The sequence below is a fragment of the Blastococcus sp. OS1-29 genome (assembly GCF_057628075.1).
Window position 1 is genome coordinate 41,159 of record NZ_JBXXJK010000008.1, and the last position, 21,717, is coordinate 62,875.

19 protein-coding genes are annotated in these 21,717 nt (G+C 71.4%); 11 read left to right on the plus strand and 8 right to left on the minus strand.

From position 1 onward, the window contains the following. Positions 1-2 precede the first annotated feature (2 nt). Positions 3-353 (minus strand): cupin domain-containing protein, encoded by a 351-nt coding sequence (locus AC2H4J_RS19640; protein ID WP_487466587.1) that lies wholly within the window; start codon positions 351-353, stop codon positions 3-5. Between the two features lie 87 nt (positions 354-440). Here AC2H4J_RS19640 and AC2H4J_RS19645 point away from each other — a divergent pair, with 87 nt between their 5' ends. The 7 genes from AC2H4J_RS19645 to AC2H4J_RS19675 all read left to right on the plus strand — a co-directional run bounded on the left by AC2H4J_RS19645 (position 441) and on the right by AC2H4J_RS19675 (position 10,254). Continuing rightward, on the plus strand, positions 441-1,169 hold the full coding sequence (locus AC2H4J_RS19645) for a helix-turn-helix transcriptional regulator (RefSeq protein ID WP_487466588.1): 729 nt from the start codon (positions 441-443) through the stop codon (positions 1,167-1,169). 252 nt (positions 1,170-1,421) lie between these two features. Continuing rightward, complete coding sequence (locus AC2H4J_RS19650; RefSeq protein WP_487466589.1) at positions 1,422-5,123, plus strand: nitrate reductase subunit alpha; 3,702 nt, start codon at positions 1,422-1,424, stop codon at positions 5,121-5,123. Then, positions 5,123-6,841: a nitrate reductase subunit beta gene (gene narH / locus AC2H4J_RS19655; protein WP_487466590.1), complete on the plus strand. Its 1,719-nt coding sequence runs from the start codon at positions 5,123-5,125 to the stop codon at positions 6,839-6,841. Before AC2H4J_RS19650 ends, narH begins: the two co-directional genes overlap by 1 nt. After that, positions 6,838-7,542, plus strand: coding sequence for a nitrate reductase molybdenum cofactor assembly chaperone (narJ, locus tag AC2H4J_RS19660; RefSeq protein WP_487466591.1), 705 nt, complete (start codon positions 6,838-6,840; stop codon positions 7,540-7,542). The genes narH and narJ overlap by 4 nt, the downstream gene beginning before the upstream one ends. Beyond that, positions 7,539-8,279, plus strand: coding sequence for a respiratory nitrate reductase subunit gamma (gene narI, locus AC2H4J_RS19665; protein ID WP_487466592.1), 741 nt, complete (start codon positions 7,539-7,541; stop codon positions 8,277-8,279). Before narJ ends, narI begins: the two co-directional genes overlap by 4 nt. 150 nt (positions 8,280-8,429) lie before the next feature. Next, complete coding sequence (locus AC2H4J_RS19670; RefSeq protein ID WP_487466593.1) at positions 8,430-9,674, plus strand: MFS transporter; 1,245 nt, start codon at positions 8,430-8,432, stop codon at positions 9,672-9,674. 79 nt (positions 9,675-9,753) lie between these two features. Then, positions 9,754-10,254 carry a hemerythrin domain-containing protein gene (locus tag AC2H4J_RS19675; RefSeq protein ID WP_487466594.1) on the plus strand — a complete coding sequence of 167 codons (501 nt, stop codon included), beginning with the start codon at positions 9,754-9,756 and terminating at the stop codon, positions 10,252-10,254. An 11-nt stretch (positions 10,255-10,265) separates the two neighbouring features. Here the strand turns inward: AC2H4J_RS19675 and ctaD are convergent, their stop codons facing one another. The 5 genes from ctaD to AC2H4J_RS19700 form a co-directional block, all read right to left on the minus strand. After that, the gene (ctaD, locus tag AC2H4J_RS19680; RefSeq protein ID WP_487466595.1) at positions 10,266-12,020 is read right to left on the minus strand and encodes an aa3-type cytochrome oxidase subunit I; all 1,755 of its coding nucleotides are present in this window, start codon (positions 12,018-12,020) and stop codon (positions 10,266-10,268) included. Positions 12,021-12,208: 188 nt separating this feature from the next. Further along, positions 12,209-13,114 carry an amino acid ABC transporter permease gene (locus AC2H4J_RS19685; RefSeq protein WP_487466596.1) on the minus strand — a complete coding sequence of 302 codons (906 nt, stop codon included), beginning with the start codon at positions 13,112-13,114 and terminating at the stop codon, positions 12,209-12,211. Beyond that, positions 13,111-13,761: an amino acid ABC transporter permease gene (locus AC2H4J_RS19690; RefSeq protein ID WP_487466597.1), complete on the minus strand. Its 651-nt coding sequence runs from the start codon at positions 13,759-13,761 to the stop codon at positions 13,111-13,113. The genes AC2H4J_RS19685 and AC2H4J_RS19690 overlap by 4 nt, the downstream gene beginning before the upstream one ends. Positions 13,762-13,836: 75 nt before the next feature. Further along, complete coding sequence (locus tag AC2H4J_RS19695; protein WP_487466598.1) at positions 13,837-14,730, minus strand: glutamate ABC transporter substrate-binding protein; 894 nt, start codon at positions 14,728-14,730, stop codon at positions 13,837-13,839. Positions 14,731-14,746: 16 nt separating this feature from the next. Then, a complete protein-coding gene (locus AC2H4J_RS19700; RefSeq protein ID WP_487466599.1) occupies positions 14,747-15,499 on the minus strand; it encodes an amino acid ABC transporter ATP-binding protein in 753 nt (250 codons plus the stop codon). Positions 15,500-15,647: 148 nt separating this feature from the next. Here AC2H4J_RS19700 and miaB point away from each other — a divergent pair, with 148 nt between their 5' ends. Next, entirely contained in the window at positions 15,648-17,099 is a 1,452-nt protein-coding gene (miaB, locus tag AC2H4J_RS19705) for a tRNA (N6-isopentenyl adenosine(37)-C2)-methylthiotransferase MiaB (protein ID WP_487466600.1), read from the plus strand. Between the two features lie 24 nt (positions 17,100-17,123). Here miaB and AC2H4J_RS19710 read toward each other — a convergent pair whose 3' ends face one another. Then, positions 17,124-18,812, minus strand: coding sequence for a DUF349 domain-containing protein (locus tag AC2H4J_RS19710; protein WP_487466601.1), 1,689 nt, complete (start codon positions 18,810-18,812; stop codon positions 17,124-17,126). 41 nt (positions 18,813-18,853) lie between these two features. On the opposite strand from AC2H4J_RS19710, the gene AC2H4J_RS19715 reads away from it, so the two are divergent. From AC2H4J_RS19715 to dapF, 3 genes are read left to right on the plus strand one after another with little or no spacing between them, the layout of a single operon-like run. Further along, positions 18,854-19,579, plus strand: coding sequence for a class III extradiol ring-cleavage dioxygenase family protein (locus AC2H4J_RS19715; RefSeq protein ID WP_487466602.1), 726 nt, complete (start codon positions 18,854-18,856; stop codon positions 19,577-19,579). Next, positions 19,576-20,499: a tRNA (adenosine(37)-N6)-dimethylallyltransferase MiaA gene (miaA, locus tag AC2H4J_RS19720; protein ID WP_487466603.1), complete on the plus strand. Its 924-nt coding sequence runs from the start codon at positions 19,576-19,578 to the stop codon at positions 20,497-20,499. The genes AC2H4J_RS19715 and miaA overlap by 4 nt, the downstream gene beginning before the upstream one ends. Continuing rightward, positions 20,496-21,374 carry a diaminopimelate epimerase gene (gene dapF / locus AC2H4J_RS19725; RefSeq protein ID WP_487466604.1) on the plus strand — a complete coding sequence of 293 codons (879 nt, stop codon included), beginning with the start codon at positions 20,496-20,498 and terminating at the stop codon, positions 21,372-21,374. Before miaA ends, dapF begins: the two co-directional genes overlap by 4 nt. Positions 21,375-21,381: 7 nt before the next feature. On the opposite strand, the gene AC2H4J_RS19730 is transcribed toward dapF, so the two are convergent. Beyond that, entirely contained in the window at positions 21,382-21,594 is a 213-nt protein-coding gene (locus AC2H4J_RS19730) for a hypothetical protein (RefSeq protein ID WP_487466605.1), read from the minus strand. Positions 21,595-21,717: the final 123 nt, after the last annotated feature.

Below are 21,717 nucleotides of genomic sequence, written 5' to 3' on the forward strand. Positions count from 1 at the left end.
GGTCAGGCGGGCGCCCGCTGCGGCACGGCGACGCTGAGCAGGACGACGGAGTCCTCGTCGGCGTGCAGCCTGTGCCGCCGGTTGGGGATGGGGCAGATCTGGTGCGCTCCCAGGACGTCGGTGCCCTCGTCACTGACCAGGCGCACGGCCCCGCGCAGGACCAGCAGGCTGGCCGGCCCGGGACTCTCGTGCTCCGCCAGCTCCTGGCCCCCCGCGAGGGCGATCACCGTCTGGCGCAGGCCGTCCACGGGGTGCGCGAGCGTGTGGGCGGCCCGCCCTGCGTTGTGCCCGGCGGCCTCCGCGAGCAGCTGACCGGCCAGTTCGTCCAGATTGACGGTTCGGGGGTGATCCATCCGCCCATCCTCTCCGGCGGGAGCCGGGTCGGCGAGGGGGAGGGGAGAACGAAGGCGTACCGACCCGGCGTCGGCCAGACTGTTGCCATGGCCGACCGCTCGCCCGCGAGGGTCGCGGACCCGGACCGGCCGTACGTCGCGCTCGGCGTCCGGTCGCGTCGGCGGCTGCTCGACGTGCTCAGGGCCGCGGGGGTGCCACTCGGCGCCGCCCAGCTCGCCGATGCGGTCGGGCTGCACGTGACCACCGTCCGGGCACACCTCCGGGTGCTGTCGGCGGCCGGGCTCGTCGTCCCGACGGACCGGCAGCCGACCGGCCCGGGGCGACCCGGCCGGTCCTATGCACCGACGGCCGGCGACGGTGGGGGTGACGCGCACCGGGAGCTCGCCGAGATGCTGGCGGGCGCGCTCGGCGCCGGCGGGGCGCAGGGACGGCGACGTGCCGAACAGGCCGGACGCCGGTGGGCGGCCCGCGAGGTGCCGGACACGAGGAGCCTTCCGTGGGACGACGCGGTCGAAGCCGTCGGCGAGCTGTTCGGCCGGGTCGGTTTCGCGCCGCGGCGGCTCGGCCCGGAGGGCTCCCGGATGGCCCTCGAGCACTGCCCGTTCCGCGACGTCGCCCGGGCCCATCCCGAGGTCGTGTGCACCCTGCACCTCGGACTCCTGCGCGGCGCGTTGTCCCGGCTGGGTCTGCCGGAGGTCGCCGGATCCGCGCAGCTGCAGCCGTTCGTCGCCCCCGAGCTGTGCATGGCGGAGATCCCCGCTCCCCGGCCGACGGGGGCCACCGTCGGCCGGCGCACCCCGGACGCCGTCGGATAACGAGCGCCGCTACCCTCCAATCGTCGGCCGGTCGGGGGACCCGGAGGGGAGCGCGAAGTGACCTACGTCATCGCCGAAACGTGCAGCGCAGCGATCCCTCACGAGGCCGACGTCCCCGCGCTGTGGTCGGCGTTCATCGCCGACAGCGCCCGTTCCTTCCCCCTCGTGGCCGGTCACCCGCCGCGAACGTGAGTCCTCCCGGTCCCCGGGACCGCGCAGATCCGCCGCCCCTCGAGAGATGGAGAGCTGGACATGACCGCGACACACGAGGGACGGAGCGGAGCCGCCGGTCTCGACGGCCCACTCTCCGAGGCGCTGGTGAAGACCTCGCGGTTCTTCCGCAAGGGCGACGTGAGCCCGGATCTTCGCGCCATGTACCAGATCGGCGGCCGCGACGCCGACAGCTTCTACCGGGACCGGTGGAGCCACGACAAGGTCGTCCGGTCCACGCACGGCGTCAACTGCACCGGCTCGTGCTCCTGGAAGGTCTACGTCAAGGACGGGATCATCACCTGGGAGGCGCAGCAGACCGACTACCCGTCGACCGGCCCGGACCGTCCCGAGTACGAGCCCCGGGGCTGTCCGAGGGGGGCGGCCTTCTCCTGGTACACGTACTCGCCCACGCGGGTCCGCTATCCCTACGTCCGCGGCTCGCTGCTGCAGATGTACCGGGAGGCGAAGGGCCGGCTCGGCGACCCGGTGCTGGCCTGGGCGGACGTCGTCGACGACCCCGAGAAGGCGCACACCTACAAGTCGCAGCGGGGCAGGGGCGGGCTGGTCCGGGCGACCTGGGACGAGGCGACCGAGATGATCGCCGCCGCCCACGTGCACACGATCAAGAAGTACGGTCCCGACCGGGTCGCCGGCTTCTCCCCGATCCCGGCGATGTCGATGGTGTCGCACGCCGCGGGTGCGCGGTTCATGGCGCTGATCGGCGCCCCCATGCTGTCGTTCTACGACTGGTACGCCGACCTGCCGGTGGCCTCGCCGCAGGTGTTCGGGGACCAGACCGACGTCCCCGAGTCCGGTGACTGGTGGGACGCCGCCTACCTGATCCTCTGGGGCTCCAACGTCCCGGTGACCCGCACCCCGGACGCGCACTGGATGACCGAGGCCCGCTACCGCGGCCAGAAGGTCGTCGTCATGAGCCCCGACTACTCCGATGCGACCAAGTTCGCCGACGACTGGCTCGCCCCGCATCCGGGCACCGACGGCGCACTGGCGATGGCCATGGGCCACGTCGTCCTCAAGGAGTTCTTCGTCGACCGGCAGGTGCCCCGCTTCCAGGAGTACGTGAAGCGGTACTCGGATCTGCCCTTCCTGCTCACGCTGACCCCGCGCGGGGACAGCTACGTGCCCGGCAAGTTCCTCACCGCCGCCGACCTCGGCGACCTCGAGGAGGGCGCGGAGTTCAAGACCGTGCTCGTCGACTCCGCGACCGGGGAGCCGCACGTGCCCAACGGGTCGCTGGGCTTCCGCTTCGGCGAGGCCGGAAAGGGGAAGTGGAACCTCGACCTGGGGGACGTCGACCCGCTGCTGAGCCTCCACGAGGCCGCCACCGAGTCGGTGACCGTCGATCTGGCCCGGTTCGACACGGCCCGCGGCGAGGGCGGCACGATGCGCCGCGGGGTGCCGGTCCGGCGGGTCGGCAAGCACCTGGTGACGACGGTGTACGACCTGCTGCTCGCCCAGTTCGGGGTCGGCCGTGCCGGACTGCCCGGCGAGTGGCCGGCCGGCCCGGACGACGCCTCGCAGCCCTACACGCCGGCGTGGCAGGAGCAGTTCACCGGCGTGTCAGCCGCCGCCGCGACCCGCATCGGCCGGGAGTTCGCGCAGAACGCCGAGGACTCCAGCGGCCGCTCGATGATCCTCATGGGCGCCGGGACCAACCACTGGTTCCACTCCGACACGATCTACCGCGCGTTCCTCACGCTCACCACGCTCACCGGCTGCCAGGGCGTCAACGGCGGGGGATGGGCCCACTACGTCGGGCAGGAGAAGGTCCGGCCGATCACCGGGTACTCGGCCCTCGCCGCCGCGCTGGACTGGGCGCGGCCGCCGCGGCAGATGATCCAGACCGCCTACTGGTACCTGCACACCGACCAGTGGCGCTACGACCAGACGACGCTGGACGGGTTCGCCTCTCCGCTGGGCGAGGGGCGGTTCGCCGGCAGGACGCCGGCCGACGTCCTGGCGCAGTCCGCGCGCATGGGGTGGATGCCGTCCTACCCGACCTTCGACCGCAACCCGCTCGACCTGGCGGACGAGGCGGCCGCGGCCGGGAAGGAGCCCGGTCAGCACGTCGTCGACGAGCTCCGGGAGGGCCGGCTGCGGTTCGCCGCCGAGGATCCCGACGCCCCGGAGAACTTCCCGCGGGTGCTGACGATCTGGCGGGCCAACCTGCTGGGCTCGTCGGCGAAGGGCAACGAGTACTTCCTCAAGCACCTGCTCGGCACCGACAACGCGGTGCGCGCCGAGGAGGCGCCCGTCGAGTCCCGCCCGAAGGACATCGTCTGGCGGGAGGAGGCGCCCACCGGCAAGTTGGATCTGCTGCTGGCCCTGGACTTCCGGATGACGAGCACGACGGTCTACTCCGACATCACGCTGCCGGCCGCCACCTGGTACGAGAAGCACGACCTCAACACCACCGACATGCACCCCTATGTGCACTCGTTCAACCCGGCGATCGCGCCGCCGTGGGAGACCCGCACCGACTTCGACGCGTTCGGCACGATCGCGCGCGCGTTCAGCCGGCTGGCGGCCACGCACCTCGGCGTCCGCAAGGACCTCGTGGCGCTGCCGCTGCTGCACGACACCCCCGACGCCCTGGCCAACCCGCGAGGGGTGGTGCGGGACTGGAAGGCGGGGGAGTGCGAGCCCGTGCCGGGCAGGACGATGCCCAAGTTCGTCGTCCAGGAGCGCGACTACGCGGCCGTTGCCGCGAAGTGGTCGGCCCTCGGCCCACTGGTGGAGAAGCTCGGCCTGACCACCAAGGGCGTCACGACGATGCCGGACAAGGAGGTCGAGTACCTCAAGCACAAGAACGGCGTCATCCGGGACGGCGCCGCGGCGGGGCGGCCGGCCCTGGCCAGGGACGTGCACTGGTGCGAGGCCATCCTCGCGCTGTCCGGGACCACGAACGGGCGGCTCGCCACCCAGGGATTCCACCGGGCCGAGGAGCGCACCGGCATGCGGATGGCCGACCTGGCCGCCGAGCACGAGGGCAAGCTGGTCACCTTCGCCGACACCCAGGCGGCGCCCACCCCGGTGATCACCTCCCCGGAGTGGTCGGGCAGCGAGCACGGCGGACGGCGGTACTCCCCGTTCACCATCAACGTGGAGCGGCTCAAGCCCTGGCACACCCTGACCGGGCGGATGCACTTCTTCCTCGACCACGACTGGATGACCGAGGCGGGGGAGAACCTGCCGGTGTTCCGGCCGCCGCTGGACATGCACACGTTGTTCGGCGAACCCCGGATCGGGTCGCAGGGCGAACTGGGCATCACCGTCCGCTACCTCACGCCGCACAACAAGTGGTCGATCCACTCCGAGTACCAGGACAACCTGCTCATGCTGTCGCTGTCCCGGGGCGGCCCCACCATCTGGATGAGCACCCAGGACGCCGCCGCGATCGGGGTGCGCGACAACGACTGGATCGAGGCGGTCAACCGCAACGGCGTCGTCGTGGCGCGCGCGGTCGTGTCCTCGCGCATGCCCGAGGGGACGGTGTACATGCACCACGCGCAGGACCGGCTCATCGACGTCCCCCTGAGCGAGACCAACGGCAAGCGCGGCGGCATCCACAACTCGCTGACCCGGCTGTTCCTCAAACCCACGCACCTCATCGGTGGGTACGCGCAGCTGTCCTTCGCGTTCAACTACCTCGGCCCGACCGGCAACCAGCGCGACGAGGTCACCGTCATCCGCCGCCGCAACCAGGAGGTTCAGTACTGATGCGCGTCATGGCCCAGATGGGCATGGTGATGAACCTCGACAAGTGCATCGGCTGCCACACCTGCTCGGTCACCTGCAAGCAGGCGTGGACCAACCGCAGCGGCGTCGAGTACGTGTGGTTCAACAACGTGGAGACCCGGCCGGGGCAGGGGTATCCGCGCACGTACGAGGATCAGGAGAAGTGGCGGGGCGGCTGGAAGGTCGGCCGCAACGGCAATCTTCAGCTGCGCACCGGCAGCCGGCTCAAGCGGCTGCTCACCATCTTCTCCAGCCCGGTGCAGCCGTCGATCAACGACTACTACGAGCCCTGGACCTACGACTACGAGACGCTGACCAGCGCTCCGGTGCAGGAGCACACCCCGGTCGCCCGGCCGCGCTCGCTCCTGACGAACCAGCCGATGAACATCGAGTGGAGCGCCAACTGGGACGACAACCTCGGTGGCGCGCCGGAGCTCACCCAGGACGATCCGGTGCTGAAGAAGATCTCCGCGCAGATCAAGGAGAAGTTCGAACAGACCTACATGTTCTACCTGCCGCGGATCTGCGAGCACTGCATCAACCCGTCGTGCGCGGCCTCCTGCCCGTCGGGCGCGATCTACAAGCGGGCCGAGGACGGCATCGTCCTCGTCGACCAGGACCGCTGCCGTGGCTGGCGGCAGTGCGTCACGGGGTGCCCCTACAAGAAGGTCTACTTCAACCACCGCACCGGCAAGGCGGAGAAGTGCACCTTCTGCTTCCCGCGCGTCGAGGTGGGCATCCCGACCGTGTGCTCGGAGACCTGCGTCGGCCGGCTGCGCTACATCGGCATCGTCCTCTACGACGCCGACCGGGTGCTCGAGGCCGCGTCCACCCCGAACGATCAGGACCTCTACGCGGCTCAGCGCTCGATCCTGCTGGACCCGCACGACCCGGAGGTCATCCGGGCCGCCGAGCACGCGGGCATCTCCCGTGAGTGGATCGACTCCGCGCAGCGCTCGCCGATCTACGCGCTCATCAACCGGTTCGAGGTCGCCCTGCCACTGCACCCGGAGTACCGGACCATGCCGATGGTCTGGTACATCCCACCGCTGTCACCGGTCGTCGACGCGCTCACCGAGACGGGGCACGACGGCGAGGACGCCGGCAACATCTTCGGCGCCATCGAGTCGCTGCGGATCCCGGTGGAGTACCTGGCCGAACTGTTCACGGCGGGCGACACCGACCGGGTCACCGGGGTGCTGAAGAAGCTCGGCGCGATGCGCTCCTACATGCGCGACCTGAACCTGGGCCGCCCCGCGGACGAGTCGATCGCCGCCGCGGTGGGGATGACCGGCCGGGACATCGAGGACATGCACCGGTTGCTCGCCATCGCGAAGTACGACGAGCGGTACGTGATCCCGCTGGCGCGCGCCGAGCAGGGCCCCGGCCAGGAGGAGTTCGACACCGGCTGCTCCCTGGACTACGACGAGGGCCCGGGGATGGGGGGCTGGGGTCCCTTCGGGGAGACCTCGGGTGGCTCGACCCCGATCGCGGTGGAGAACTTCCACATGCTCGCCGCGCGGCAGACCACGGACACCATGGCCGCGCCCGGGGACAAGGCCCAGCGGGTCAACCTGCTGAACTGGGACGGCAAGGGAGCGCCCGAGGGGCTGTTCCCCTCCCGGCCGGAGGGCTCCGTGGCCTGGGACGGCGGGGGAGAGAGCGCCGGGTCGCCCGCGGTCACGGACCCCAAGCCATGAGCCGCGGACTTCTCTCACGCCGGCCCAGGGCCGCCTCGGCCCAGGGGGCGGCGCAGCTCGCCACCGCCCGCCAGGCGGCGTCCCTGCTGCTCGGCTATCCCGACGAGGACCTGCTGGCCCGGCTGCCCCTGCTCAGGGCCGCGGTGGCGCCGTTGCCGTCGGAGATGGCCGGTCCGCTGGGCCGCCTCCTCGACCACATCGAGACCACGCCGCTGGGCCGGCAACAGGCCGAGTACGTGGAGACGTTCGACCTGCGCCGCCGCTGCTGCCTCTACCTCACGTATTTCACCCACGGCGACACCCGCAAGCGGGGAATGGCGCTGGTGCAGTTCAAGCACCTCTACTCCCGCGCCGGCATGACGCTGTCGGACGAGGAGCTGCCGGACCACCTGGCGGTCGTGCTGGAGTTCACCGCCCTCGGTGACCCGGCGCGGGGCGAGCGGCTGCTGACGGAGTACCGCCCGGGGCTGGAGCTGATCCGGCTCGCGCTGGAGGAGCGCCGTTCGCCGTACGCCGCGGTGCTGCAGGCCGTGTCGGCGACGCTGCCGCCGGTGGCGGCCACCGACAAGGCCGCGGTGCTGCGGCTGGCCCAGCAGGGACCGCCCGGCGAGGACGTCGGACTCGACCCCTACGGCGCGCTCCCGTTCGCGCCTCCGGAGTTCATCCCCCAGCCCAGCTCGTCCGCAGGAGGCCCGGCATGAGCGCCACCGAGATCTTCCTCTGGGTCATCCTCCCGTACATCAGCCTCGCCATCTTCGTCGTGGGCCACTACTGGCGGTACAAGTACGACAAGTTCGGCTGGACGACGCGCTCCAGCCAGCTCTACGAGCGCCGCCTGTTGCGCTGGGGCAGCCCGCTGTTCCACTTCGGCATCCTCTTCGTGCTCCTCGGGCACATCGGGGGGCTGGGGATCCCGAAGTCGTGGACCAGCGCGGTGGGCATCTCGGAGACGGGCTATCACGTCGTGGCCCTCGTGACCGGCGCCATCGCGGGCTTCTGCACCCTGGTGGGGCTGGCCATCCTGATCTACCGGCGCCGCACCGTGGGCCCGGTGTTCTCGGCGACCACCCGGAACGACAAGTTCATGTACGTCGTGCTGACCGCGACCATCCTCTTCGGGCTCAGCAACACGGTGCTCGGCGCCCTGGGACACGAGGGCGTCGACTACCGCGACACCGTGTCGCCGTGGTTCCGCAGCATCTTCTACTTCCAGCCGCAGCCCGAGCTGATGACCGAGGCGGGGCTCGGGTTCCAGCTGCACGCGCTGTCGGCGCTGCTGCTCTTCGCGATCTGGCCGTTCACCCGCCTGGTGCACGTCTTCAGCGCTCCGCTGGGCTACTTCACCCGGCCCTACATCGTCTATCGGAGCCGGGACCCCCAGCTCGGGAATCGCGCGGCGCCCCGGGGCTGGGACCGAGTGGGGAGTGATCGCCGCTGAGCGCACCGCCGGGACCATCGGCCCTCGATCGGTGACCTCGGGCCCCAGCCCAAGCGACGTCACCGAGGGTAGAACGACGGTGACGGAATGATGTCCGCTCCGAGGCGCCCGCACCCGGGCCTGGAGTTCCTGAGGAAAGCGAGTACGGGAATGTCTTCAGCCCCTGCGGCCGCGGGCGGCGGCACGCCGACGGTGGGCGGGACGGCGGTGCCGCGTCAAGCATGGATCATGCTGGCGATCGCGACCGTCGGCTTCGCCGTCAACTTCTGGGCGTGGGCCCTGATCAGCCCGCTGGGTGCCTTCTTCACCGACACCCTCGGACTCAGCGCCGTGCAGAAGTCGCTGCTGGTGGCCGTCCCGGTCGTCGTCGGATCGCTGGGGCGCATCCCCGTCGGCGCCCTCACCGACCGGTTCGGGGCGCGCACCATGTTCCCGCTGATCAGCGCGCTGACGATCTTGCCGGTCCTCTTCGTGGGGTACGTCGCGGCGGACTCCTACGCGCTGATGTTGCTCGGTGGGTTCGTGCTGGGCCTGGGCGGCACCACGTTCGCCATCGGTATCCCCCTGGTCAACGCCTGGTTCCCGCCCGCCAAGCGGGGGACCGCGCTCGGGATCTTCGGCGCCGGCATGGGTGGCACCGCGATCTCGGCGTTCACCACGGTGCCGCTGCGCAGGAGCATCGGCCTGGAGTTCCCGTTCACGCTGGTCGCCGTCCTCCTCGCCGCCTACGCCGTCGTCTCCTGGCTGCTGCTGCGCGACGCCCCGAACCGGCCGGCGCCGGCCGGGGGCAGCTTCCTGCGGCGGACGTGGGACACCTTCGCGCTGCCGGTGACCCTGCAGCTGTCGTTCCTGTACGCGGTCGGCTTCGGCGGGTTCGTGGCGTTCAGCGTCTACCTGCCCACCTATCTGAAGGACGCCTTCTCCCTCGACGCCGCCGACGCCGCGTTCCGGACCGCCGGCTTCGTGGTCCTGGCCGTGGTCATGCGTCCGGTGGGCGGCCTCCTCTCCGACCGGTTCCACCCGGTGCCGGTCCTGACGGTGTGCTTCACGGTCGTCACCGTCTTCGCGGCGGTGTCCGCACTCGAGCAGCCGCTGGCCCCCGTGGGCACCGTGGCCTTCCTCGGGATGGCGGCGGCTCTCGGGGCCTCCTCCGGAGCGGTGTTCGCGCTGGTGTCCATCGCGGCGCCGCCGGGGAAGGTGGGTGCCGTGACGGGCATCGTCGGGGCTGCCGGCGGCCTGGGCGGATTCGCGCCGCCGCTGATCATGGGTGCCATCTACGGGTGGATCGGCAACTACGAGCCCGGACTGTGGCTGCTCGCCATCACCGCGGCGGTCGCCGCGTGCTTCACGGCCTGGGGCATGCGGGTGGAGGGGCGGCCGGCGCGCACCGGCTGATCGCCGCCGAACGGGGAATCATCCGCCGTCCCCGGTCCTTGACCGGAGCGGACCACCCACGTGACTTCCTGGAGCCCCCGTGTGCGACCACTGCGGCTGTCGTGACCTCACCCCCATCGCCGCGCTCATGAACGAGCACGACCGGCTGCGGGACCTGACCGGCCACATCCGCCGCCACCTCGCTGCAGGAGACGACGAAGCCGCGCGGCGCCACTTCGACGAGGTGCTCCGCGTCCTGGCCCCGCACGTCGCGAAGGAGGAGGGTTTCCTCTTCCCTCTGCTGGCCCGGGAGGCCGAGCTGGCGGAGCACGTCGACGTCCTCCAGGGCGAGCACGCCGACCTCTACGACGCGGTCGACGATCTCGACGACGCGGGTGCGGGAGTCTCCGAGGCGGCCACCCCGGCCTGGCGCGCCGGTGTCCTGCGCATCCTCGACGAGCTGGGAGACCACATGTTCAAGGAGGACTTCGGTCTGTTCCCCGTGGCCCTGGCCACCGTGGACGGCGCCGACTGGGACGCCATGGACCGGTGGGAGCAGGACGAGAACGGCGCGCGGCGGACGTCGACCGCTGCGGGCTGACCGCCCCGGCGTCAGGTGGGGTCGGGGTCGTTGGGTCCCTGTCGCGGCCCCGTGTCGCTGGTGAGCACGTTGTTGGCGTAGGTGTGGTTGCGGCCCGCGTGGGCCTCGGCCTGCATCCGCTCGAGCATGTGCGGGTAGTGCGCCTCGAAGGCCGGCCGCTCGGAGCGGATCCGCGGGATCTCGACGAAGTTGTGCCGCGGCGGCGGCGACGAGGTCGCCCACTCCAGCGAGTTGCCGTGGCCCCAGGGGTCGTCGCGCAGCGCCAGCTGCCCGTACTTCCACGACTTCACCACGTTGAACAGGAACGGGATTATCGAGGCACCCAGCACGAAGCTGAAGATCGTCGAGATCGTGTTCAGCGTGGTGAACCCGTCACTGGGCAGGTAGTCGGCGTAACGCCGGGGCATGCCCTCGTTGCCCAGCCAGTGCTGGATGAGGAACGTGCCGTGGAAGCCGATGAACGTCATCCAGAACTGCAGCTTGCCGAGCTTCTCGTCGAGCATCCGGCCGCAGATCTTCGGGAACCAGAACGCGATGCCGGCGTTCGCCGCGAACACCACGGTGCCGAACACGACGTAGTGGAAGTGCGCCACGACGAAGTAGGTGTCGTGGACGTGCCAGTCGACCGGCGGGCTGGCCAGCAGCACACCGGTCAGGCCCCCGAGGAGGAAGGTGACCATGAAGCCGATCGACCACAGCATCGGCGTCTCGAACGTCAACTGGCCCCGCCACATCGTGCCGATCCAGTTGAAGAACTTCAGCCCGGTCGGGATTGCGATGAGGTAGCTCAGGAAGGAGAAGAACGGCAGCAGCACGGCGCCGGTCGCGAACATGTGGTGCGCCCAGACGGCCAGCGACAGGAAGCCGATCGCCATGGTCGCGGCGATCATGCCCTTGTAGCCGAACAGCGGCTTGCGGCTGAACACCGGGATGATCTCGGTGACGATGCCGAAGAACGGCAACGCGATGATGTACACCTCGGGGTGGCCGAAGAACCAGAACAGGTGCTGCCACAGCATCGGCCCGCCGTTCTCGCGGGAGTAGACCAGCGCACCCAGGTTCCGGTCGGCCAGCAGGCCGAACAGCGCCGCCGTGAGAATCGGGAAGACCAGCAGGGCCAGCATGCTGGTGATCAGCGTGTTCCAGGTGAAGATCGGCATCCGGAACATGGTCATGCCGGGCGCCCGCAGGCAGACGATCGTGGTGATGAAGTTGACCCCGCCCAGGATCGTGCCCAGGCCGCTGACGGCCAGTCCGCAGATCCACAGGTTGCCGCCGGCGCCGGGCGAGTTGGTGATGTCCGACAGGGGGGTGTAGCCGGTCCAGCCGAAGTCCGCCGCGCCGCCGGGCGTGAAGAAGCCCGAGACCACGATGGTGCTGCCGAACAGGAACAGCCAGAACGAGAGTGCGTTCAGCCGCGGGAACGCCACGTCCGGTGCGCCGATCTGCAGCGGCATGATCAGGTTGCCGAACGCGAAGAACAGCGGCGTCGCGAACATCAGCAGCATCAGCGTGCCGTGCATCGTGAACAGCTGGTTGTACTGCTCCGGCGACAGGAACTGCATGCCCGGGCGCGCCAGCTCGGCGCGCATGAGCATCGCCAGGATGCCGCCGATGATGAAGAACGTGAACGACGCCGTCAGGTACATCAGGCCGATCGTCTTGTGATCGGTCGTGCGCAGCAGACTCGACAGCCGCGAGCCCTTGCGCGCGATGTGCACGGGGCTCGGCCGGCTGATGATCGGCTGCGGTGCGACGGCGGTCATGACCGCACCCCGCGCCGATCGGTCTGCGTTGCGCTTGGCATGAGCGGCCCCCGGTCTTCCGGCGCCGTCGACCAGCGCCTCTGGAGAGTGCACATCGGTCCGGCCCGAGCCGGGCGACACAGCCATAGTCGCGCATCCTTGGCGCGAGGGAAACCCGGGAGGCGACGCAGATCGGCGGGACGGGCCGATCAGACGGGAGCGACGGCTCCGCCCCCGCCACCCATCTGCACGTCCGCTGGCAACTCGACCTCCGCCGTGCCGGCCGCCTTCGTGTTGCGCCGGGTCCGCCGCTCGACGTAGCGCGCGAGCTGGGACAGCAGCACGTTCACGATGATGTAGATCAGCCCGGCGGCGACGTAGAGCTGGAACGTGTAGAGGTTGCCGAATCGGAAGTTGAAGAACTCCACGAGGCTGCGCGCCTGCCGCAGCAGTTCGAAGTAGCCGACGATGAAGCCCAGCGAGGAGTCCTTGAGCAGGACGACCAACTGGGCGATCAGCACGGGCAGCATCCGGCGGACGGCCTGGGGCAGCAGCACGAGCAGCATGACCTGGGACTTGCGCATCCCCAGCGCCAGCGCGGCCTCGCGCTGACCCCGGTCGACCGAGAGGATCCCGGCGCGGAAGATCTCGGCGAGGACCGCCATGTTGTAGAGGGTCAGCCCGAGGGCGAGCGCGCCGAACGCGCCCAGCCGCAGGCCGACCGCGGGCAGGTACAGCAGGCAGAACAGGATCAGGATCAGCAGCGGCACCGCGCGGAAGAACTCGACCAGCACCGTGACCGGCACGCGCACCCACGCGTGGTCGGACAGCCGGCCGAAGGAGAGCAGCGCGCCGAGCACCGTCGCCGCCACCATGCCGACGGCGGCCACCTTCAAGGTGTCGACGAGTGCCCGGCCCAGCGCCTGCGGGACACCGCTGTTGGGGTCGAAGAGGATCGACCAGCGCGCCGGCTCCAGCTGTCCGTTGGAGCCCAGCCGCAGCAGCGCGACGCCGACCAGGGCGAGGACGACGAGCAGGCCGATCACGGTCCCGAGCCGCTGCCGCCGCCGGGAGCGGGGGCCGGGCACGTCGAACAGGACGGTCGAGGAGGTCATCGCAGGATCGCCGTCCGTCGCTCGATGATCCCGATCAGCCAGGCCGACGGCAGGGTGATGATCAGGTAGGCGACCACGATCGCGAGGAACACGGTCAGCAGTTGGTCGGCGTTCTGGTTGGCCAGCCGCTGCAGCGCGGCGGCGAGGTCGGTGACGGCGAAGCCGGCCGCGATCGAGGTGTTCTTCGCCAGCGCGATCCAGACGTTGCCGAGCGGCGGGACGACGGTCCGGAACGCCTGCGGCAGGACGACCGTGCCCAGCGTCTGACCGAAGCCGAGCCCGAGCGCGCGGGCCGCCTCGGCCTGCCCGGGAGGCACGGAGTTGATGCCCGACCGCACCGCCTCGCAGACGAAGGCTGCGGTGTAGAGGGACAGCGCGGCCACCGCGGAGATGAATCGCGAGGGGAACTGCAGGTCGATCTGCACGATGCCGAACGCGAGGAAGAAGAACACCACGGTCAGCGGGGTGTTGCGGAAGACCTCGACGTAGAAGGTGGCCACGCCGCGCAGTGGCGGGACGGGGCTCACCCGCATGGCCGCCAGCAGGGTGCCGAGGACGAGGGCGCACAGGCCGCTGAGCACCGCCAGGCTCAGGGTGGTCAGGAACGCGTCCCGCAGCAGCGGGAAGTTGTCGGCGACGAAGGACATCTCACCTCCTCACGGTCGGGTCGAGCGGACGTGCCCGGTGGGGCCGGCGACGGCCGGCCCCACCGGGGAAGTGCCTCAGTACCGGTCGATCTTGGGCGGCTCGGGAGCCTTCTGGCCGCTGATGTCACCGGCCGTGCGGTCCCAGGCCTTGGCCCAGGAGCCGTCCTTGAAGGACGCCTCGAGGGTGTCGTTGATGAAGGTGCGGAAGTCGTTGTCGCCCTTCTTCAAGCCGATGCCGTAAGGCTCCTTGGTGAACGGCTTGCCGACGAGCTGGAAGGCGTCGGGGCTGCCGGCCACCAGTCCGGTGAGGATGACGTTGTCGGTGGTGACGGCCTGCACGTTGCCGTTCTTCAGGTCGTCGGCGCACTTGGAGTAGACGTCGTAGGTGGTGAGCTTCGCCTCGGGGTACTTGTCCCGGATGTTCTGCGCCGGGGTCGAGCCCTCGACCGAGCAGACGGTCTTGCCGGCGAGGTCCTCGGGGCCCTCGATCTTGTCGGGGTTGCCCTTCTTGACCATGATGTCCTGCCCGGCCTCGTAGTACGGCCCGGCGAAGTCGACCCGCTGCTTGCGGGTGTCGTTGATCGTGTAGGTCGCGACGATCATGTCGACCTGGCCGCTCTCGATGAACGGCTCACGGTTCGCCGACACCGTCTCGGTCCAGGTGATGTCGTCGGCCTTGATGCCCAGCTTGCCGGCGATGATCTTGGCGATCTCGACGTCGAAGCCCTCGGGCTTCTGGGTCTGCGGGTTGAGCAGGCCGAAGCCCGGCTGGTCGAACTTGGTGCCGATGGTCATCTTCCCGGCGTCGTGCAGTCGCGCCATGGTCGATCCGGCGGGGAAGTTCACGTCGGTCGCGACGGCGGCCGTGCTCTTGGAGGCGTCGGACGCCTGGTTGCCGGCCTCGCTCGAACAGCCGGCGAGGAGCAGGCCCGCCGCCGCGGCGAACGCCGCGTATCGGGTGATGCGCATGGTGATCCCTTCGGGGTCAGTGGTTGAGGATCTTGGACAGGAAGTCCTTGGCCCGGTCGGATCTGGGGTTGGTGAAGAACGTCTCGGGATCGGCGGACTCGACGATCCGGCCGCCGTCCATGAAGACGACGCGGTTGGCCGCCCGGCGGGCGAAGCCCATCTCGTGCGTGACGACGACCATCGTCATGCCGTCGCCGGCCAGCGACGTCATGACCTCGAGGACCTCGTTGATCATCTCGGGGTCCAGCGCGGACGTCGGCTCGTCGAAGAGCATGACCTTGGGGTCCATGGCGAGCGCGCGGGCGATGGCCACCCGCTGCTGCTGGCCCCCCGAGAGCTGGGCGGGGTACTTGTCGGCCTGTGCGCTCACGCCGACCCGCTCGAGCAGCTCCCGCGCCCGCTTCTCGGCGTCCGCCTTCGACGCGCCGCGCACCTTGATCGGGCCGAGCGTCACGTTCTGCAGGATCGTCTTGTGCGCGAAGAGGTTGAAGCTCTGGAAGACCATGCCGACGTCGCTGCGCAGGCGGGCGAGTTCCTTGCCCTCCTCCGGCAGCTTCCGGCCGTCGATGGTGATCTCGCCCTTCTCGATCGACTCCAGCCGGTTGATCGTGCGGCAGAGCGTCGACTTCCCGGAGCCGGACGGGCCGATCACCACGACCACCTCGCCGCGGGCGATCTCCAGGTCGATGTCCTGCAACACGTGCAGGGGGCCGAACCACTTGTTGACGCCGGACAGTCGGACGAGAGGCTCTCCGGTCGAACTGGTCACCGGACGACCCTAGAAGAAGGCTGTGAGCCGCACCGACCTAGGTCGTCACGAACGCGTAACAGCGGAAAGAGTTCCGCGTCCGGCTAACGGTTCGGCAACGGTCTGCCGGCCGGACACCAGGACGGGGCGCCGTACCCTCGCTGTCGTCATGACTACCGAGCTGGAGGCAACCGCGCGCACCTACCGGGTGCGTACGTACGGGTGCCAGATGAACGTGCACGACTCCGAGCGCCTGTCCGGCCTCCTGGAAGCGGCCGGGTACACCGCCGCGCCGGAGGGGGACGACGCCGACGTCGTCGTCCTCAACACCTGCGCCGTCCGCGAGAACGCCGACAACCGCCTCTACGGCAACCTCGGTCACCTGCGGCCGGTGAAGGACGCTCGCCCCGGCATGCAGATCGCCGTCGGCGGGTGCCTCGCGCAGAAGGACCGCGGCGACATCGTCCGCCGCGCCCCGTGGGTCGACGTCGTCTTCGGTACCCACAACGTCGGCTCGCTGCCCGCGCTGCTCGACCGTGCCCGGCACAACGCCGAGGCGCAGGTGGAGATCGTGGAGTCGCTGGAGGTCTTCCCCTCGACGCTGCCGGCCAAGCGGGATTCGGCCTACTCGGGCTGGGTCTCGATCAGCGTCGGGTGCAACAACACCTGCACGTTCTGCATCGTGCCGTCGCTGCGCGGCGCCGAGAAGGACCGCCGGCCGGGCGAGATCCTGGCCGAGGTGCAGGCGCTGGTCGACCAGGGTGTGCTGGAGGTGACCCTGCTCGGTCAGAACGTGAACGCGTACGGCGTCGAGTTCCGCGACCGCGGCGCCTTCGCCGACCTGCTCCGCGCGACCGGGGCCATCGAAGGCCTGGAGCGGGTGCGCTTCACCAGCCCGCATCCCCGGGAGTTCACCGACGACGTCATCGCCGCGATGGCCGAGACCCCCGCGGTCTGCCATCAGCTGCACATGCCGCTCCAGTCGGGATCGGACGACGTCCTGCGCCGGATGCGTCGCGGCTACCGGCAGGAGCGCTACCTCGGGATCATCGACCGGGTCCGGGCCGCGATGCCCGACGCGGCGATCACCACCGACATCATCGTCGGCTTCCCCGGCGAGACCGAGGCGGACTTCGAGCAGACCCTCGCGGTCGTGCGGCAGGCGCGGTTCGCCAGCGCCTTCACGTTCCAGTACTCCAAGCGCCCCGGCACGCCGGCCGCCGAGATGGACGGCCAGCTGCCCAAGGAGGTCGTGCAGGAGCGCTACCTGCGGCTGACCACCCTGCAGGACGAGATCAGCTGGGCGGAGAACCGGGCCCTGGTCGGGCGCCGGGTCGAGCTGCTGGTCGCGGCGGGGGAGGGCAGCAAGGACGCCGCCACCGGACGTCTCTCGGGGCGGTCACGGGACGGTCGGCTGGTGCACTTCACCGCGGCGGACGGCGTCCGGCCCGGAGACGTCGTCGAGACCGTCCTCACCGACGCCAAGCCCCACTTCCTGGTGGCCGACGGCGCCCTGCTGTCGCACCGCCGCACCCGGGCGGGTGACGCGAGCGAGGCCGGGACCCGGCCCTCGACCCCCGGCATCCTGCTGGGGATGCCGAGGGTGGGCGCCCCCGCCTGAGGGACTCTCTGTACAGAAAGTCCCTCAGCGGCGGGCGGCGCTCTTCTCGGCCTCGGCCAGCCACTCGCGGCGGGTGACGAGGTTGGCCTGCGCCTCCTCGATCCGCCGCTGGTCACCGGCCGCCTCGGCCTTGGCCAGCTGCTCCTCGGCCTTGGTGACGGCCGCGCGCATGGATGTCACCATCGGGTTCTCCGGCGCGGTGCGGGCCCGGGAGCTGTCCGACGCCCCGCGGACCTTCTGCTCCACGGCCTGCATCCGGTCCTCCAGCGAGCGCATGACGCCGCGCGGGACGTGCCCGATCGCGTCGTAGCGCTCCTGGATCTTTCGCAGCGCGTTCTGGGCGCCCCGCAGGTCCAGGTTCGGGTCCAGCTTCTCGGCCTCGGCGAGCAACTCCTCCTTGAGCTGCTGGTTGGCCTGCTCCTCGCCCGTGCGCTTCTTGTCCGACTCGGCGCGCGCGGCGAAGAAGACGTCCTGGGCTGCCCGGAACTCCTTCCACAGCTCGTCGTCACCGTCACGACCGGTGCGCGGCACCGCCTTCCAGCGGTCCATCAGCGAGCGCATGGCGGCGCTTGTGGGGCCCCAGTCGGTGGAGGTCGCGAGCTTCTGCGCCTCCTTGATGAGCTCCTGCTTGGCCGACCGGGCCTCGCCGCGCTGCGCGTCGAGCGAGGCGAAGTGCGCCCCCCGGCGGCGACCGAAGGCGTCGCGGGCCGCGGCGAACCGGGTCCACAGCGCCTCGTCGGTCTTGCGGTCGATGCCCCGGATCGTCTTCCACTCCTCGACGATCGCCTTGAGCCGGTCGCCGGCCGCCTTCCACGCGGTGGACTCGGCGCCGATCTGTTCCGCCTCGGCCGCCAGCGCCTCCTTGCGGGCGATCTGGGCCGACCGCGCCGCGGCCTTCTCGGCGCGGGACTCGGCAGCGGCCGAGTCGGCGGTCTCCACCATCGCGCGGGCCCGGGCGGCGAGGCCGTCGAGGTCGCCGACGGCCGCGGCCGTGGGGATCGACTCGGCGAGGACGTGCGCCTTGTTCTTGATCTCGGCCGGGTTGCCGGTGTGCGCCTTGAGCCGGGCCTCGAGCAGGGCGACCTCGGTGGCCAGGTCGTCGTAGCGGCGGCCGTAGTGGGCCAGGCCCGCTGCGGGGTCACCGGCCTGCCAGGAGCCGACGGCGCGCTCGCCGTCGGCGGTGCGCACGTAGACGGTGCCCTCGTCGTCGACCCGGCCCCAGCCGGTGGGATCGCTGACCTCGGCGGCCGGGGCCTCCACGGGCGCGACGGGCGCCACGACCGGGGCCGGTGCGGCGGGCCGGGGCGGCATGGGACGCGGGATCGGCTTGGGCGTGGGCACCGGAGGAGGCGGTGTGGCCACCGCCACCGCGACCGCCGCCGGCTCCGGCGTGGCCTCCGGTGCGGGCGCGGGCTCCGGTGCGGGCTCCGGCTGCGCCGCGGGGGCTGCGTGCCGCCCTGCCGTCGGAGCGGGCTCGGCGGCCAGCGGGGTGGCCTCCTCGTCGGGCACGCCGTGCCTGCCCACGGGCGTCCCGGACGCTGCCTCTGCGGAGGGGGGCTCCGTCGGGTCGGCCAGCGCCGCGTCGCCGGGCGACGGCGCGGCCGCGGTACCCGCCTCCGGGGTGACCGCCTCGGGGGCGGTCGCGTCCTGGTTCTCCGCAATCGGCGGAGTGTCCTGCTGCGCCCCGACGTCGGGGCTGTCCGTGCTCGACACGTCCGGCAGTGTCCCACGTCGCATCCGGGACACTTGCTGCCGTGATCGCCGTTCCCGATGAGCCGTCCCCGCGGGATGCCCGCGCGACCGTTGCCGTCGCCTTCTGCCCGTCGCCGCCGTTGCTCGTCCCGGAGGTCGAGGGACGCGGGGCGGAGGAGACCGCGGACCTGCGGCGGGCCTGCGCGGAGGCGGTCGACCGGATGCTGGCGCAGCGCCCCGAGGTCGTCGTGGTGGTCGGGGGAGGGGCGCCGGCCGGCGTGCGGTTCGGGGCCGGTGACCGCGGCGACCTGCGCGGGTTCGGCGTCGACCTGGAGATCGGCTTCGACGGCCGCGCGCGCCCGGACGGGCGGGACCTCCCGCTGGCCCACACCCTCGGCGCCTGGCTGCTCGACCAGGCGCGCTTTCCCGGTACCCGCGTCGGGACGGGACCGACCGATCTCCTGCAGCTCGTGCGTGACCTGCCCGGCCCGCTCGGGATCCTCGCCATGGGTGACGGATCCGCCCGGCGGACGGTCAAGGCCCCCGGTTACCTGGACGAGGCGGCCGCGCCCTTCGACGCCGGCGTGGCGGAGGCCCTGGCCCAGGGGGATGCTGCGGCGCTCGGCGCGCTCGACCTCGCGGAGGGGGAGCGGCTCCTGGCGGCGGGGACCGCGACGTGGCGAGCGGTCGGCGCGGCGCTCCTGGGTCGGCAGATCGCTGCCGTCCTGCACCTCGATGCCGCTCCGTTCGGGGTCGGTTACCTGGTCGCGGACTGGGTGGCCGCGTGAGCGCGCCGCCCCCGGTGGTCGCCGTCGTCGGCCCGACCGCGACCGGGAAGACGGCCCTGGCCGTCGAGCTCGCCCGCCGGCTCGGTGGCGAGGTGGTCAACGCCGACTCGATGCAGCTCTACCGGGGCATGGACATCGGGACGGCGAAGCCCGACGAGGCCGAGCGCGGCGGCGTGCCCCATCACCTGCTCGACGTGTGGCACGTCCGTCAGGCCGCCTCGGTGGCCGAGTACCGCGACCTCGCCCGCGCCGAGATCGACCGGCTCCGCGCGGCGGGCATCGTGCCGCTGCTCGTCGGCGGGTCCGGCCTGTATCTGCGCGCCGTCCTCGACGAGCTGGACTTCCCCGGGACCGACGCCGCCGTGCGGGCCCGGCTGGAGGAGGAACTGACGCAGCTGGGGCCGGCGCAACTGCATGCCCGGCTCGCCGCACTCGATCCGGCGGCGGGGGCCGCCGTCCTGCCCAGCAACGGACGACGAATCGTGCGGGCCCTGGAGGTCATCGAGCTCACCGGCGGGCCGTTCCGCGCCCAGCTTCCGCAGCCGCAGCCGCACTACCCCGCCGTCGTCGTCGGCCTGGACCGGGACCCCGCCGAGCTCGACGAGCGGATCGCCCGGCGGGTGGACCGCATGTGGGCCGCAGGGTTCGTCGACGAGGTCGCCGCGCTCGCCGAGGACGGCCTCCGCGAGGGGCCGACCGCCTCCCGGGCGTTGGGCTACGCACAGGTCCTGGCCCAGTTCGACGGCACCCTGACGCCGGAGGAGGCGAGGGAGAGGACCGTCGGCACGACGCGCCGGTTCGTGCGCCGCCAGCGGTCGTGGTTCCGCCGCGATCCGCAGCTGACCTGGTTCGACGCCGCCCGACCCGACCTGCTCGACGCGGTCACCTCGGCGATGCCCGACCGTACGATCGAGCCGTGAGATCCCAGACCGCCCCCCGGGTGCTCCTCGGGCACGGCACCGAGAACGACTTCGTGGTGCTGCCCGACCCCGACGGCTCGGTGTGGCCGGAGTCCCGGCTGGACGAGGCGCTGGTCCGTCGGCTGTGCGACCGCCGCGGCGGGCTCGGCGGCGACGGCGTGCTGCGCGTCGTCCGCTCGGCGCGGGTGCCCGACGCGCCGTCCGTCCTGGGCGACGCCCTCGGGGAGTGCGAGTGGTTCATGGACCACCGCAACGCCGACGGGTCGCACGCCGAGATGTGTGGCAACGGCATCCGGCTGTTCCTGCACGTGCTGGTCAGCGAGGGGCTGCTGGACCGCGCCTCCTGCGAGCGCGGCGTGCTCGTCGGCACCCGTGGCGGCCCGCGCCGGGTCGGGGCCACACCCGACGGCGACTACTGGGTGGACATGGGCCCGGCGCGTCCGTTCGGGGAGGGGCGCGCCCACGTCTCCGGGCGGGACTTCGCCGGCCTCGCCGTCTCGATGGGCAATCCGCACCTGGCCTGCTTGACCGAGGTCGACCTCGACACCCTCGACCTGTCGGTCGCCCCGACCTTCGACGCCGCGCTCTTCCCCGAGGGCGTGAACGTCGAGCTGATCACCGTTCTGAAGCCCGGCGCGCACATCCGGCTGCGGGTGCACGAGCGCGGGGTGGGGGAGACCCGGTCCTGCGGCACCGGGGCATGCGCCGCCGCCTTCGCCGCCCTCGCGGCGGACGGCCGCGCCGAGGGGACCGTCGTCGTCGACGTCCCGGGCGGTCGCCTGACGGTGGCAGTCGACGAACGGACGACGGTCCTCACCGGGCCGGCCGTCATCGTCTCGGCCGGCGTGCTGTGCGCGGAGTGGCTGGGGGCCTGACCCGTCGTCAGGGCGTGTCTGCGCGGGACTCGGGTTCGTCGGTCGGGTCCTCCGGCTTGTCCCCGGGCCCGACGTTGCCCTCGCCGCGCGGTTCGCCGCGACCGGTGTCCTGGTCGGGACCGCCCCAGAGGTTGCGTGGAGGATTGAGGCCCTTCGGGTCGCGACCGGGGTCGTCGATCTCGGCGTCGGAACCCAGGCTGCTGGATCCGGAGTCGCTCATCTGGTCCTCCTGTCGTCGGAACGTCCTCCCACCGGTACCCCGTCGGAGGAGGGATGCACTCGCGCCTCTGCGGTGTTGTACCCGCCGATGACGACAACTCAGGTGCCCCAGCCGCTGGGGCGT

Coding starts and splice junctions, on each gene's coding strand:
- AC2H4J_RS19640 (WP_487466587.1), bottom strand. CDS start 353: ATGGATCACCCCCGAACCGTCAATCTGGACGAACTGGCCGGTCAGCTG.
- AC2H4J_RS19645 (WP_487466588.1), top strand. CDS start 441: ATGGCCGACCGCTCGCCCGCGAGGGTCGCGGACCCGGACCGGCCGTAC.
- AC2H4J_RS19650 (WP_487466589.1), top strand. CDS start 1,422: ATGACCGCGACACACGAGGGACGGAGCGGAGCCGCCGGTCTCGACGGC.
- narH (WP_487466590.1), top strand. CDS start 5,123: ATGCGCGTCATGGCCCAGATGGGCATGGTGATGAACCTCGACAAGTGC.
- narJ (WP_487466591.1), top strand. CDS start 6,838: ATGAGCCGCGGACTTCTCTCACGCCGGCCCAGGGCCGCCTCGGCCCAG.
- narI (WP_487466592.1), top strand. CDS start 7,539: ATGAGCGCCACCGAGATCTTCCTCTGGGTCATCCTCCCGTACATCAGC.
- AC2H4J_RS19670 (WP_487466593.1), top strand. CDS start 8,430: ATGTCTTCAGCCCCTGCGGCCGCGGGCGGCGGCACGCCGACGGTGGGC.
- ctaD (WP_487466595.1), bottom strand. CDS start 12,020: ATGACCGCCGTCGCACCGCAGCCGATCATCAGCCGGCCGAGCCCCGTG.
- AC2H4J_RS19685 (WP_487466596.1), bottom strand. CDS start 13,114: ATGACCTCCTCGACCGTCCTGTTCGACGTGCCCGGCCCCCGCTCCCGG.
- AC2H4J_RS19690 (WP_487466597.1), bottom strand. CDS start 13,761: ATGTCCTTCGTCGCCGACAACTTCCCGCTGCTGCGGGACGCGTTCCTG.
- AC2H4J_RS19695 (WP_487466598.1), bottom strand. CDS start 14,730: ATGCGCATCACCCGATACGCGGCGTTCGCCGCGGCGGCGGGCCTGCTC.
- miaB (WP_487466600.1), top strand. CDS start 15,648: ATGACTACCGAGCTGGAGGCAACCGCGCGCACCTACCGGGTGCGTACG.
- AC2H4J_RS19730 (WP_487466605.1), bottom strand. CDS start 21,594: ATGAGCGACTCCGGATCCAGCAGCCTGGGTTCCGACGCCGAGATCGAC.